This is a genomic window from Bacillus sp. FSL R5-0439 (assembly GCF_038008805.1).
GTDB lineage: Bacteria > Bacillota > Bacilli > Bacillales > Bacillaceae > Bacillus > Bacillus safensis.
Genome location: NZ_JBBOZW010000001.1, coordinates 1433782 through 1446473, shown reverse-complemented (window position 1 = coordinate 1446473; position 12692 = coordinate 1433782). Strand labels below are relative to the sequence as shown.

Here is a 12692-nt window from a genome sequence, read left to right as displayed (position 1 = left end):
GGCTGCTCTTTTTTTAGTTAAGATGCTTTCTCTTTTAACTTGTTTAAATAGTTCAGTGCGTCCTGCATTGTGTCCACAGGAACGATTTTCATATCACTTTTAATATCTTTCGCTGTTTTCACTGCATTTTTGTAGTCTGAGTTTGGATCACCTTTATCGTTTGGTGCAAAGAAGATATCTTTTCCTGCTTTATCTGCTGCAACGACCTTTTGAGCAATGCCGCCAATTGGCCCGACCGTGCCATCTGCGTCAATCGTTCCGGTCCCTGCAATCGCATAGCCATGAGTTTCGTCTTCCTTTGTTAGCTGGTTATAAATTTCAAGTGACATCATTAAACCTGCCGACGGGCCGCCGATATTTTCAATATCGACCTTAATGGAAGGCGAGACTTTCACATTTCGATCTGTAAATAATGATACGCCAATCCCGACTCGATTCGGCTCTTCTTTAAAAGGTTTTAACTTCACTTGCTGCGTGATATCCTTGCCGTTTCGTTCAAGGACAAAACGGACAGATGTACCTGCTTTTTGACGACTGATATACGACACCATTTTATCAGCTGAGTCATACGTCTTGCCATCAACGCTTTTAATCCGGTCACCCACTTCAATTTTGCCGTAAGCAGGCATGCCTTTCATGACGTAGCTCGCATATACCCCATTAAACGTATAATCTACTTTTTTACCTGCTTTTGTATACGCTGCAATCATGGCATTTTCTTGAGAGCTTTTCATTAGCTGAAGCTGTCTTTTCATATAATCTTCATCCGACTCTCCGTCCGCTTTAATATTTTCTTCTGGGACGATTTCGTCATATTTATTCATTTTCGCAAGCAAATACGTATACGGATTGGCTGGACCTACTTTAATTGTCATAAGAGAGAAGCTGCCCTTCTCACCGTATCCACCGTCCACTTGAATGTGAGGGGCAATCTCTGTTGCATCACCCGGCTTTGTCACGTAATACGGCAGTTTGACAAAAGTTAAGCCAAATAAGACAAGAACAACGACAAAAAAGCTGAGCCAGCGAATATTCAATTTTTTCATTCGATTAACACTCCCATTTATCAATGACATCTTTCAGTTTACCTGTTAATTGGTCTGCGGCGAGCTCCCCAGCTTCAATCATCTCCTGAACCTGTGTGAACGAACTAGAGCTAAATGTTTCAAGCCTCGGCCGAATCATGAGATCTGCATGAATGGTTTGATGACGGACCAATTCATTTTGAAGGATGTCCAAACTTTGCATAATCACATCCGATAATCTCGTCGCCTTTTCTGTTTTTTTCACCCTTGATACATCAGAGGCGATGATAAGGTCTGCGCCCATTTCTTTTAACACAGACACAGGAATGCGGTCAACAACCGCTCCATCCACTAGCTGTCTGCCGCCCATTTCGTGAGGAACAAACACGCCTGGAATGCTGATGCTTGCTCTAACTGCTTGTGAGACAGATCCTTCTTTAAACACAACCTTTTCCCCTGTTTCGAGGTCACAGGCGACCACCGCAAGGGGCATTCTTAATTCTTCGAATGTTTTCCCATATGTAAACGTGTGAATCAGCTGCAAAATTCGATTTCCTTTTAAAAGACCGATTTTTGGCAGTGTATAGTCAGCATAATACTTTCTTCTGAAGACAAGTGCAAGTTTTTTCATTTTTTCTACGTCTTGTCCTGCCGCATAAAAGCTCCCAACAAGTGCGCCAATACTGCTTCCTGCGATCATATCTACCTGTATCCCTTGCTTCTCAAGACTAGACAAAACCCCGATATGCGCCATTCCCCTCGCACCCCCGGAGCCTAGTGCAAGCCCGATGATCGGTCGCTTCATGAAAATCCACCCTCCTCTTTCTATGCATATATACGAATCTATAGGTCTAAACATGCCCCTACTGCTCGTATAGTAATAGAAGACAGGCTCGGCAAATTTCTTATCACGAGCTCGCCAATAGATCATAACGGCAAGGGGCGAAATCTCCATGAAAAAATGGAACACTCTGTTCATCGCTGCTTTTTTTATTTTTTTAACAGCCACTGTGATTACACACCCACAAGCCTCTTTGCAAGCGTCGAAAAATGGACTTGCAATGTGGTGGGAGGTTGTGTTTCCATCATTGCTTCCTTTTTTTATTTTGTCCGAACTATTAATTAGTTTTGGGATTGTCAGATTTGTCGGAGTATTATTAGAGCCATTTATGCGCCCCATCTTCCGGGTGCCAGGTGTAGGCGGATTTGTCCTAGCAATGGGAATGGCTTCAGGGTTTCCTTCCGGTGCGAAATTAACGACAAGATTGAGGCAGGAAAGGCAGCTGACGCGGATCGAAGCAGAGCGTCTCGTTTCCTTTACAAATTCATCGAATCCATTGTTTATTTTCGGTGCGGTGGCTGTTGGTTTTTTTCATCACCCTGCTCTAGGCATTGTATTGGCAAGCGCACATTATTTAGGGAACCTTGCTGTTGGTGTGACGATGCGGGGATATAAAGCGAGGCATGATGCGCATCTAAGAAGCCGTAAGAAATTTTTATTCCCGCCGTTTAAAGAGGCATTCAATGCTCTTCATACAGCAAGACTCGCAGAGAAAAGACCGCTCGGCCAAATTTTAAGTGATGCAGTCATGTCATCAGTCCAAACACTCTTTATGATTGGCGGCTTTATTATCTTATTTTCTGTGTTTAGTAAAATGCTGTCAGTTGTCCATGTGACAGACCTTTTATCCATAGGGCTCGGATATATGCTGCAAACGATGCACCTTCCGCCAGAATTAGACCTTGCCATGATTGCTGGTTTATTTGAAATCACATTAGGAAGCCAGATGACGGGGGCACAGGAAGTCACCCTTCTCGCTAAAACCATTGTCGTCAGCTTTATTTTAGGATTCAGCGGGTTTTCTGTTCAAGCCCAAGTCGCCGGCATTCTAGCGGCAACCGATATCCGCTTTAAACCATTTTTCTTCGCCCGTTTGCTTCACGGGATTTATGCAGCTGTTTTTGCCTTTTTATTATTCAAGCCTCTTTATGTCTCTCGATCAGACATCGCTCTCCCGGCGGGTGCCTTTGATGCAGGCCAGCAGGTCGTCATGTTCAGCAGCGTGCTTTGGAATCAGCTTGTGACAGCTGGTCCCTTAATCACACTTTGCAGCTTGATTGTGTATATCGCGCTCTACTATCGGAAATTAAAAAATGGATGAGTGCCAGGTGCACTCATCCATTAAATTTTTCCTTCAGCGCTGCTTCTACCTCTTTTGGTACAAGATCTTTGACTGCCCCATGATATTTCGCTACTTCTTTGACAATGCTGGAGCTTAAGAAAGAATATTGATTGTTGGTCATCATAAAAAACGTTTCAATTTCATCGTCTAACACTTTGTTCATTGAGGTGCCTTGCATCTCATACTCAAAGTCCGTCACAGCTCTTAGTCCGCGTAAAATAACTTTGGCCTCTTTTTGTTTTGCGTAATCAACGAGCAGGCCGTGAAAGGATTCAACTTTGATATTTGGCAGCTCCTTCGTCGCTTGGCGAATAAGCTCACACCGTTCTTCAACAGTAAATAACGGTTTTTTAGATGAATTATTTAATACACATACATACACTTCATCAAAAATCTTTGCACCTCTTTTGATGATATCCAAATGCCCCAATGTGACTGGATCGAAGCTGCCCGGACAAACGGCTATGTTCCCCATATTAATTTCCCCGCTTTCTATAGATCGTAATACCAGTCAATCCGTACAGTTCCTGTCTTGTGATGTGAAGTTGTCCTGCTTCTTCTGGCAGCTTCACATCTTTGTCGTGCTCACACACGATCACGCCGTCATCTGTTAACAAGGCGTGCTCGTCAATCATTTCAAGAAGTGCTTTTAGCTGTTGATCTTTATAGGGCGGATCAAGGAAGATGGCTTGAAAGGATTCCTCTCGTTTCACAACAGCTGCGAGTGCACGCTTTGCTTCATTTCGAAACACTTCACTTTGATCCATTAGCGACAATTGATTCAGGTTGCCTTTAATCGTTTGAATCGCCTTCATATCGCGATCAACAAATATGCAATGATCGAATCCTCTAGAAAGCGCTTCAATTCCTAAACCACCGCTTCCTGCAAATAAATCAAGGGCCCATCCGCCATCGAAATACGGGCCGATCATATTAAATATCGATTCTTTTACTTTATCTGTCGTCGGTCTTGTTGATTGACCTGGTACCGCTTTAAGTGTGCGGCCTTTTCTCGTTCCAGAGATGACTCTCATTTTTCCACCACTTTTTCTGCTTGCTTCTATTGGTCATTGTTGATGACAAAAAATTCAACATTATCTTACCACATCACTCCTCAAGGAACAATGCGCGGATTTTCATTCATTTTCTATGTATAGATCAAGAAATCCGGGGTCATACTACTTATAACAGCATCTGATGTGGTGCTGTTGCCAACCGCGGAGAAGACTTACGTTTCCCCATAAGTTCTTCCTCCGGTTTCTCCTCTCCCTTTGCCTTCTCCTTAATGAATCATTAAGAATAGAAGGACCCCGCGGGTGATGCCGCGGGGATTTTTTTGTGTCTTTAAAAGCCCACCTTATAATCATACTCTTTTGCTTTGTCCAATTTGGACTCGTACTCTAATTTAATAAAAGGTTTATATGAAGGCTCAACACGTTTCACAAATGGTAACGAGCTGAGCTTAGCCATATGGCGCTCAAGATCATTCATATCACAATAGATCACCGCATATTTCATTTTCCTTGAAATATAGTGAACATTCCCGAATTTTCTTAGCGCTTTTGACTGCTTTAACGAATGCAGCCAGACGACCATCCCTTGACGTTTGGTTTCCATCTTTTCACCTGCCGCTTTTCAATTCTTTTCATTCATTATGTAAAAGACGAGACATTCAAGTCTCGTCAAGATACTTTACAGCCGCAGCTGCCACCTGATCCACAGCCACCGCCGCATGATGATAGACCATCAAAATATGGGTTCCCTGTTGGAACTTTAATATATGCTGATACAGCTTGACCGATTTCAATACTAATCTCATCTAAGATGGATTGAATCGCTGTTTCTGCTTTTTTGAAATCAACCACTGTATCGTGAAGATCTAGCTTTCTTTTGACCTCACGCATTTCCTTTGAGATCGTTCTATAGTCCGGATGGTATTTGCCGAACCGCTGCACATCCTCATATTGCTCTTTTACTTTTGTAAAATGGGCAATAATTTGTTGGGCTTCTTCGTCTTGCTGGAGACGCTTAAAGCAGTTGCGGTAATGTTCAGCCTCCTCCGACTGAAGAATCATGGCAGCCAATTGATTTGCTTCCTCTTGGAGCTCCACAGATTCGATTGTCGCATACATAAATGTTGCACCTCCAATTCATAGTTTACCACGAAACCTATGGATCAGAAAATGCTTTTACGTGACAAATACATCCCATGTTTCTCTTTTCTGTTTATATTCTGGATGACGAGAATTCAGCACAACGGTCATTTTATGCTTTCCTTTTGAAAGGTGCTTGACCACAAATGCCGCAGTATACTCATTCCCTGCACGTTTCCCGTCTACATACACTGTGAAATATCCCGCCTTCTCGTTCTTTTTTAGACGCTCTGGCTGAAGATGAAAATCTTGAAGTGTACTTTCTATATAGACCGACGATCCCTGCACTTTGTATTTCAAAAAGCCTTGCTGCTTCATTTCGCTTTTGGCTTGCTGCATGACTGGTAATGCTGGGTCTTGCTTGATCACTTGCTCTTCTCCATGTTGACTTTGACACCCGGTAACAAGAAAAAGCAATGCGCCTATTGACAGCATCCATTTCATCATCTGATTCTCCTTTCATCTACTTTTATAGGATGCTCAGGAAATAGACATCTTAATCAACTCAAAAAAGCCTCAACCGGCTCCATTTTGATTGCGCATTGCTTGGAACATTTGAATCATCATTTCAGCCATTTGGACGCTATTGCTCAACTGACTTACACGATGAGGAATGGTTTTTTCGTAAAAGTTCATTTTATCTAATTCAAAGGACGATAGATTTTCAGGATGTCGCGTCAGCTGTCTGTACCAGAGAGGACGCTGCCTTATGAATTTGATTCGATCCTCTTCGGCCATGACAAATTCCTGTACTTCTTTTCGCACCAGAAGCATCCCCTTTCACTTAATCTTTCCTGAAGGAGAATGGGTGCTGACTGCCTCCAGATGAACCTTTCTTTGAACCATTGGATGAAAATTGGCCGAGTAAGCTTTGTAAAGAGGAAATAGACTGGCTCATTTTGTTAATCTGTTCATTCATTTGATCAGCATCCATTTTTTTCACAGCAGAAACCATTTTAGACATAAAATCTGCTTTTCCTGCTTCACTTGGCTTAGAGGCTTTTTCTTCTTTAGCGTCTTCAGATTTCGATTGCCGGTAAGGTGACCACATCTCATCTTCCTCACCAAACATGACCCAATTCTCGTAGACACTTTGCCAGCTTTTTTCTTGCGTTTGCACTTCTTGAATTAACTTCGGATGGCGTCTGACGAATTGTTTAAATTCATCAATGGATGTTTGTTTTTGCTTGTTTGTCATATCCTCACCCCCCATACAAATGCCTACTATACTATATACACCAGCATCTATTTTGGTGAGCCTCTTTTTAAACATCAAAAAAACAGCTGCGACTTATGCAGCTGCTTTCGTTTAAGATGATTTCTTGATGAAATTCTGGGTGTAATATTTTTCTTTCACCCCTACGCCAAGATGCGTGTAATCTTTATTTAATAACGCCTTCCTGTGACCTTCACTATTGAGCCAGCCCTCTACCGCTGCAGGTCCATCGACATAGTTATAGGCAATGTTTTCACCTGCGAGCTGAAAGCCCACCTCGCCTCTTTCTAACCGGTCTTTCAGCGTACCGTATTTTTTAGATTCATGGGAGAAATAATGATTCTCTTTCATGTCCTCACTATGCATAAAGGCCACTTCAGAGGTTTCATCATCCCACTTTAAGATCGGCAGGTTGTACTTATGGCGGATAATATTGGTCATATCAAAAATTTGTTTTTGACTGGATGTTTCGATATCTTTCCACTTTTCGCCCGATATCGGCTCAGGTTCTACCAATTGACCTCGGTAGACGACCTCATACGGCTTTTGTTTCACAAATGTATCTGCGTTAAAGGCCCTGATACTTGAAAGGGTGCTTTCAAACTTATCCATGTAAAGCTGAACATACACATCATCTCCCACTTTCACAGTGGGTCTTGTATTCATATCATCTTCTGAGAATTCAAAGCGGTATGAATTTTGTTCATCCTCTACATGAATGTAAGGTGCAATTTGTGTTTTCTTAAATACTTCACTCGTGGCTTGACCGATTTTAAACGGTTCTACATTCAGTCCGTCTCCTGTTGCAAACAAGGTCACCACTTTACTATCCTTTACCCCTACTTGAATATAGTGCTTCTTCGATTGGTTGTAAATCCACCAGTCATAATCATATGCGGAAGGATCAATGCGATCTGGTTCTCCCAGCTGTTTAAGCACTTCGTTTGAAGATTTCCCCATAAAGGACATGAGCCCCTTCTTTGGGATATTGATCGGCTTATCGCTAGATGTTTCTTCATTAGACACCTTCGGTTCATTGCTGTTTTCTTTTTCTGGTGAAGATCCATATTGAATAAACAGAACGTACGTTCCAGATATAATCAGGAGGATGAGGAGTGTTTTGAGCACAGTTTTCAAATAAACACCTCCGTTAAATTGGCAAGGTACAAAAAGTACCTTCTACTGTCATTTAAACAAAACTTGCTCCATTTATCAACGACAATACAGCCTATTTAACACGAATTTAAAATATGCCCCTCTTAATGAAGAAATCCTTGTCCATGATCTTGATCCTGTTGAGAGATTTCTGTCAGTGCATCTCCCGCGCGATCATTTGATAAATCTTCGACAGATAAATCTCCAAGAGCGACAATTCCTGTTAATGCGCCGTTTTTCACAACGGGAATGCGGCGGAGCTGATGCTCTGACATGAGTCGGACAATTTCTTCAAGCGTTGCATCTTCTTCAGCTGTTAGTACTTCCTTTGTCATCAGCGAGCCCACTTCCTGTGAATTTGGCTTTTTTTCTGCAATGCCTCTAAGCACAAGGTCACGGTCTGTCACTATTCCAACGAGCTGATCTCCGTCAACTACTGGAATGGCACCGATGTCAGCATCTCTCATTTTGACTGCTGCTTCATACGTATTGTCATCTTGCTGACATGTCACTACTTTTTTTGTCATAATATCTTTGATTTTTTTCGTTTTCACGTTGATTCCTCCATCCGTTATTTTCTTTATTACTGTAACCAGCTTATAAAAGAACATACCTTTCACAGTTGAAAGTTTAACGCTTTCATACTATGATTGTCAGTAAAGGGAAATTTTATAAGGAGGGGTTTTGGGTGAAGTTTGAAGGTACGGGGATTGAAGAGGTATCAGCTGACTTAAATAAATTAGATTTCATTATGGAAAGTGAAGGATTTGTACGAGCCGATCAATGGGATTATGAGCGTGTGACGTACGACAGAAAGTACAGCATGGTAGAGGGAACCTTTTATTTACGAATTTCCGGCTACGCCACTGAAGGAGATGTCGGTTCCAAAAAGGCACACATCCAGCTTCTAACACCATTACTTGGAAAACACTATTATCCACATGGCGTTGAATATGGCGAAGGCGAAGAATTCCCTAAGTCTCTCATCCAATCAAGCAAAAAAACACTTGCACAGCTGAAGGAAAAACTAGAAGCCATGACGGCTGAAGCATAAAACAAGGCTAAAATGATCTTTTAGCCCTTTTTCTAAGATGAAAGCACAGCCAGTCGGCTGTGCTTTTTTTATTCATATTTCGGAATAAGCGCATCTGGTACAGCATCTTTTGCTCTTTCTTTTCTTGCCCAGTCAAAGAAAACAACAGCAAGAATAGAGCCGTACACAATCTCCTGAATAATTTTCATCAAAATGGCACCTAGCTGCTGATCCTCTAGCAGCGGCAAGGTGTGGAACATATCAGGGCCAGTGAGAGCAAGGCCTGCAAGCATATCACTTGGCACACATAAATGCAGTGCTTGTATCCATGCACCTGCATCAGAATAGGTTGCATAGATCGGTGCCTCACTAAACATGATGAGTGCACAGGCTGGAGTCATCAATATCCCGTCTGCCATGATGTATCCAAGCTTCAAAATGCCTGTGATCTGCGGCAGACTTTGAACTTTATGGACAAGCGGCCACCACATGAAAAAGGCAGCGATAAAAATAACAACCGTCATCAATGCATGGTAAAACGGATCTGTTTTCACAAAATCAAACACAAGTGGAATATGATACAGCGAAAACAAGCCGTTAAACCCAAGCAGTGCAATTAAAGGTTTGGAAAACAAACGGAAAACGGCTTGAATACCTGGTGTTTGAATGATCCGCTCCCAGATGGCTGCAGGCAATCCTGTAATAAGGAGAGGCGGGATGACTAAATAGAGCACCGCCATTTGCGCCATATGTGCACTAAACATAATATGCCCCATTAAATCAATTGGGCTCCCTTTCACAGCATATAACAGAACAAGCCCAGTCAGAAATAACGTTTTCTCTTTCACCGTCGCACGGTGCTTCCCCTTTGTCACAAGAAGCAGATAAAGAGCAGCTGCTATCACAATACAAGTCAAATAATAAGGGCTCCATAATGCCCGAAATCCGAATATTTCTAAGTTCTCCATTGCTGCGCCTCCTTCAAGGGCAAAGCGGGTTTACCACCATATAATGGTCAAAAAGGCTAATACGGTAATAAACGCAACAAACACACCTGAGTATAGAAACAAGGCGGGTGTTTCATGCCCTTTTTGGTTCATGTGCATAAAATAATAAAGCTGAAAAGCCACCTGAATGCCTGCAAGCAGTAAAATAAATGGTACTGCGAACCAATTTCCAACGTCTTCTGAGGCGATCGTTAAAAACGCAACAAATGTTAATCCAATCATCAAGCCGAAAGAAATGAGCTGATGTTTCATTTCTTCGGCATTTTTCTTTTTACGATATACAAGGTCGACTTTGGACTGATTTGTGTTTTTATTTCCCATTCTTATCCCACCATTCCCATTAAATATACAACGGTAAAGATGAAGACCCACACAACATCAATGAAGTGCCAATAGAGACTTGCCACATAATATTTCGGTGCATTGTATAAATCGAGTCCGCGTCTCATATTTCGAATCATGAGAGCGGTAATCCAGCAAAGTCCGAAGGCGACGTGAGCTCCGTGAGTTCCTACAAGTGTATAGAAGGAAGAACCAAGAGCTGAGCTGGTAATCGTAAATTCATACGCATGCACGTAGTGATAAAACTCATAAATCTCAACCCCTAAAAATCCAGCACCTAAAAGGACCGTGATACCAAGCCAAAGCTGCATCTTTTTAAAGGCAAAGTTTTTCATATGATACATGGCATACACACTCGTTAAACTGCTCGTTAATAGAAGCATTGTGGCAATAAAGACAAGTGTGAGGTCAAACATATCAGTTGTTTTTGCTCCGCCTGCATTTGAGTTTTTCAGCGCCAAATACGTGGCGAAAAGCGATGCAAACAGAACGGTTTCTCCTCCAAGAAACAGCCAGAACCCGACAAACTTATTCTTCCCTTCTAACGTGGCTTTCTCAGGAGAAGCCGGAAAGGTTTCCGCCGTCATTTTTTGTGGTTCCATTATGCTTTCACCCCTTTATCATCGTCGTCGGTCAAATCTTCTTTGTGAATATGGTATCCATGATCATCTTTCAGAGACCTAACGAGCATGGTCGCAAACGTAATACCAAGACCAATGAAGATCACTGGAAGCCCCCAGTCGTGCTCTTGACGATACATGAAACCAAACGCTGACACAAATAGACCGAATGAGATAATGACAGGCAAAATGGAGTTATTTGGCATGTGAATATCATCGAGCGGTTCAGATGCTGTCATTCCTTTTTTACCATCCATTTTTTCAATCCATAATGGATCTAGTCCTCTCACAAGCGGAAGCTGTTTAAAGTTGTATTCTGGTGGAGGCGAAGACACTGCCCATTCAAGTGTTCTTCCATCTCCCCAAGGATCGCTCGATACACGCTCCCCTTTTGCTGTTGTCCAGATGATGTTAATCAGCATGATCACAACAGCTACAAACATAAACAGTGCCCCAATCGTACTGATCAAGTTCCCAAGCTCGAGACCCTGACCTGGCAGGAACGTAAAGACCCGGCGCGGCATGCCCCATAGACCGAGAAAATGCTGGATAAAGAAAGTTAAGTGGAAACCGATGAAAAACAGCACAAAGCCAATTTTTCCAAGTTTCTCATTCAGTATCTTTCCAAACATCTTCGGCCACCAGTAATGCACACCTGCTAGAATACCGAATACAACCCCGCCGATAATGACGTAATGGAAATGCGCCACAACAAAATACGTATCATGGAACTGATAATCTGCTGCAGCTGCCGCAAGCATGACCCCGGTTACCCCGCCAAGTAAGAACGACGGAATAAAGGCAACAGAATAAAGCATCGGCGTTGTAAACTTCACATTACCGCCCCATATCGTGAGCAGCCAGTTGAACACTTTAATTCCTGTTGGCACCGCAATTGCCATGGTCGCTACGGCAAAGATCGCATTGGCGATAGGTCCAAGCCCTGTTGTGAACATGTGATGCGCCCACACCATGAATCCAAGGAAACCAATCAATACAGTAGCGAACACCATGGACGAGTAGCCAAACAGTCTTTTTCTTGCAAACACAGGAATGATCTCAGAGAAGATTCCAAATGCCGGCAGGATCAAGATATATACTTCCGGGTGTCCGAAAATCCAGAACAAATGCTCCCAGATGATTGTATTTCCTCCAAGCTCTGGATTGAAAAAGCTCGTGTCAAACATTCTATCAAGCATCAGCATCGCAAGCCCTGCTGTCAGCGGCGGGAATGCGAATAAAATAAGTGCGGAAGCGACAAATGTCGTCCAAGTAAAGAGCGGCATTCTCATATACGTCATACCAGGCGCTCTCATATTTATAATCGTTGCAAGAAAGTTAATCCCGGCAATCAGCGTACCAATACCCGCAATCTGCAAACCTAAAATATAGAAATCCATTCCATGCCCTTCAGAATTCAGCGTGAGCGAAGCGTATGCAGTCCAGCCTGCATCAGGTGCTCCGCCCATAAACCATCCAAGGTTTAAGAAAATTCCTCCGAAAAAGAATAACCAAAAACCAAGTGAATTCACAAACGGAAATGCTACGTCACGTGCACCAATTTGAATTGGTACAACCGCATTCATTAATGCAAATAAAAGCGGCATAGCTGCAAGGAAAATCATTGTCGTTCCATGCATCGTCATGATTTCATTGTAAACCCCTGCACTGACAAAATCACTTTCAGGGATGGCTAGCTGAATACGGATAAACATCGCTTCGATTCCGCCAACCAAAAAGAAAAATCCCCCTGCCACTAAATATAATATGGCAATTTTTTTGTGGTCAACCGTTGTCAAGTAATCCCATAAGACAGCGCCAAACCCCCGCTTTTTAGCTATTGTACTCACCATGAAATCCCCCTCTTATCTCCCATTTGCCCCTTTTCATATAGATGTCTTTCTTCACGATCCTTTAAACAGACTATGTCTGACAGATGACGACTTCTCGGTTGTAGA

17 protein-coding genes are annotated in these 12692 nt (G+C 42.6%); 2 read left to right on the top strand and 15 right to left on the bottom strand.

The features are described 5' to 3' along the window. Window positions 1-17: 17 nt before the first annotated feature. Together NST59_RS07330 and NST59_RS07325 are read right to left on the bottom strand one after the other, a co-directional pair. Window positions 18-1046 carry a SepM family pheromone-processing serine protease gene (locus NST59_RS07330; protein ID WP_144491176.1) on the bottom strand — a complete coding sequence of 343 codons (1029 nt, stop codon included), beginning with the start codon at window positions 1044-1046 and terminating at the stop codon, window positions 18-20. Between the two features lie 4 nt (window positions 1047-1050). After that, window positions 1051-1830 carry a patatin-like phospholipase family protein gene (locus NST59_RS07325; RefSeq protein WP_041084940.1) on the bottom strand — a complete coding sequence of 260 codons (780 nt, stop codon included), beginning with the start codon at window positions 1828-1830 and terminating at the stop codon, window positions 1051-1053. Between the two features lie 148 nt (window positions 1831-1978). On the opposite strand from NST59_RS07325, the gene ylbJ reads away from it, so the two are divergent. Then, a complete protein-coding gene (ylbJ, locus tag NST59_RS07320) occupies window positions 1979-3187 on the top strand; it encodes a sporulation integral membrane protein YlbJ (RefSeq protein ID WP_106025212.1) in 1209 nt (402 codons plus the stop codon). A gap of 13 nt (window positions 3188-3200) precedes the next feature. On the opposite strand, the gene coaD is transcribed toward ylbJ, so the two are convergent. The 9 genes from coaD to NST59_RS07275 form a co-directional block, all read right to left on the bottom strand. After that, the gene (coaD, locus tag NST59_RS07315; RefSeq protein ID WP_024426917.1) at window positions 3201-3683 is read right to left on the bottom strand and encodes a pantetheine-phosphate adenylyltransferase; all 483 of its coding nucleotides are present in this window, start codon (window positions 3681-3683) and stop codon (window positions 3201-3203) included. A 1-nt stretch (window position 3684) separates the two neighbouring features. Then, a complete protein-coding gene (gene rsmD, locus NST59_RS07310; RefSeq protein ID WP_039178303.1) occupies window positions 3685-4242 on the bottom strand; it encodes a 16S rRNA (guanine(966)-N(2))-methyltransferase RsmD in 558 nt (185 codons plus the stop codon). Window positions 4243-4552: 310 nt separating this feature from the next. Then, window positions 4553-4825 carry a YlbG family protein gene (locus NST59_RS07305; RefSeq protein ID WP_003212137.1) on the bottom strand — a complete coding sequence of 91 codons (273 nt, stop codon included), beginning with the start codon at window positions 4823-4825 and terminating at the stop codon, window positions 4553-4555. Between the two features lie 65 nt (window positions 4826-4890). Continuing rightward, the gene (locus tag NST59_RS07300) at window positions 4891-5340 is read right to left on the bottom strand and encodes a YlbF family regulator (RefSeq protein WP_007499807.1); all 450 of its coding nucleotides are present in this window, start codon (window positions 5338-5340) and stop codon (window positions 4891-4893) included. 57 nt (window positions 5341-5397) lie between these two features. Next, window positions 5398-5805 (bottom strand): hypothetical protein, encoded by a 408-nt coding sequence (locus NST59_RS07295; protein ID WP_059377049.1) that lies wholly within the window; start codon window positions 5803-5805, stop codon window positions 5398-5400. Between the two features lie 72 nt (window positions 5806-5877). Then, window positions 5878-6126, bottom strand: coding sequence for a YlbE-like family protein (locus tag NST59_RS07290; RefSeq protein ID WP_039178297.1), 249 nt, complete (start codon window positions 6124-6126; stop codon window positions 5878-5880). Between the two features lie 19 nt (window positions 6127-6145). After that, window positions 6146-6559: a YlbD family protein gene (locus tag NST59_RS07285; RefSeq protein WP_024424279.1), complete on the bottom strand. Its 414-nt coding sequence runs from the start codon at window positions 6557-6559 to the stop codon at window positions 6146-6148. Between the two features lie 111 nt (window positions 6560-6670). Continuing rightward, the gene (locus NST59_RS07280; protein WP_058837749.1) at window positions 6671-7714 is read right to left on the bottom strand and encodes a CAP domain-containing protein; all 1044 of its coding nucleotides are present in this window, start codon (window positions 7712-7714) and stop codon (window positions 6671-6673) included. Between the two features lie 122 nt (window positions 7715-7836). Beyond that, a complete protein-coding gene (locus NST59_RS07275; protein WP_034663862.1) occupies window positions 7837-8259 on the bottom strand; it encodes a CBS domain-containing protein in 423 nt (140 codons plus the stop codon). 161 nt (window positions 8260-8420) lie between these two features. Between NST59_RS07275 and NST59_RS07270 the strand changes: the two genes are divergently transcribed. Then, a complete protein-coding gene (locus NST59_RS07270) occupies window positions 8421-8786 on the top strand; it encodes a YugN family protein (protein ID WP_039178290.1) in 366 nt (121 codons plus the stop codon). Between the two features lie 68 nt (window positions 8787-8854). Here the strand turns inward: NST59_RS07270 and ctaG are convergent, their stop codons facing one another. Genes ctaG through ctaD form a run of 4 tightly spaced genes read right to left on the bottom strand, consistent with a single transcriptional unit; the run spans window position 8855 to window position 12587 of the window. Next, a complete protein-coding gene (gene ctaG, locus NST59_RS07265; protein ID WP_144491175.1) occupies window positions 8855-9733 on the bottom strand; it encodes a cytochrome c oxidase assembly factor CtaG in 879 nt (292 codons plus the stop codon). A 30-nt stretch (window positions 9734-9763) separates the two neighbouring features. Beyond that, window positions 9764-10093 carry a cytochrome c oxidase subunit IVB gene (gene ctaF, locus NST59_RS07260; protein ID WP_024426910.1) on the bottom strand — a complete coding sequence of 110 codons (330 nt, stop codon included), beginning with the start codon at window positions 10091-10093 and terminating at the stop codon, window positions 9764-9766. A 2-nt stretch (window positions 10094-10095) separates the two neighbouring features. Further along, on the bottom strand, window positions 10096-10716 hold the full coding sequence (ctaE, locus tag NST59_RS07255) for a cytochrome c oxidase subunit III (protein ID WP_024424780.1): 621 nt from the start codon (window positions 10714-10716) through the stop codon (window positions 10096-10098). Next, window positions 10716-12587: a cytochrome c oxidase subunit I gene (gene ctaD / locus NST59_RS07250; protein ID WP_039178285.1), complete on the bottom strand. Its 1872-nt coding sequence runs from the start codon at window positions 12585-12587 to the stop codon at window positions 10716-10718. Before ctaD ends, ctaE begins: the two co-directional genes overlap by 1 nt. Window positions 12588-12692: the final 105 nt, after the last annotated feature.

Bases quoted from the DNA above. Each gene is read 5' to 3' on its own strand.
- ctaE (WP_024424780.1), bottom strand. From the start codon at position 10,716: ATGGAACCACAAAAAATGACGGCGGAAACCTTTCCGGCTTCTCCTGAG.
- NST59_RS07330 (WP_144491176.1), bottom strand. From the start codon at position 1,046: ATGAAAAAATTGAATATTCGCTGGCTCAGCTTTTTTGTCGTTGTTCTT.
- ctaF (WP_024426910.1), bottom strand. From the start codon at position 10,093: ATGGGAAATAAAAACACAAATCAGTCCAAAGTCGACCTTGTATATCGT.
- NST59_RS07275 (WP_034663862.1), bottom strand. From the start codon at position 8,259: ATGACAAAAAAAGTAGTGACATGTCAGCAAGATGACAATACGTATGAA.
- NST59_RS07305 (WP_003212137.1), bottom strand. From the start codon at position 4,825: ATGGAAACCAAACGTCAAGGGATGGTCGTCTGGCTGCATTCGTTAAAG.
- NST59_RS07285 (WP_024424279.1), bottom strand. From the start codon at position 6,559: ATGACAAACAAGCAAAAACAAACATCCATTGATGAATTTAAACAATTC.
- ylbJ (WP_106025212.1), top strand. From the start codon at position 1,979: ATGAAAAAATGGAACACTCTGTTCATCGCTGCTTTTTTTATTTTTTTA.
- NST59_RS07295 (WP_059377049.1), bottom strand. From the start codon at position 5,805: ATGAAATGGATGCTGTCAATAGGCGCATTGCTTTTTCTTGTTACCGGG.
- ctaD (WP_039178285.1), bottom strand. From the start codon at position 12,587: ATGGTGAGTACAATAGCTAAAAAGCGGGGGTTTGGCGCTGTCTTATGG.
- ctaG (WP_144491175.1), bottom strand. From the start codon at position 9,733: ATGGAGAACTTAGAAATATTCGGATTTCGGGCATTATGGAGCCCTTAT.
- rsmD (WP_039178303.1), bottom strand. From the start codon at position 4,242: ATGAGAGTCATCTCTGGAACGAGAAAAGGCCGCACACTTAAAGCGGTA.
- NST59_RS07325 (WP_041084940.1), bottom strand. From the start codon at position 1,830: ATGAAGCGACCGATCATCGGGCTTGCACTAGGCTCCGGGGGTGCGAGG.
- NST59_RS07300 (WP_007499807.1), bottom strand. From the start codon at position 5,340: ATGTATGCGACAATCGAATCTGTGGAGCTCCAAGAGGAAGCAAATCAA.
- coaD (WP_024426917.1), bottom strand. From the start codon at position 3,683: ATGGGGAACATAGCCGTTTGTCCGGGCAGCTTCGATCCAGTCACATTG.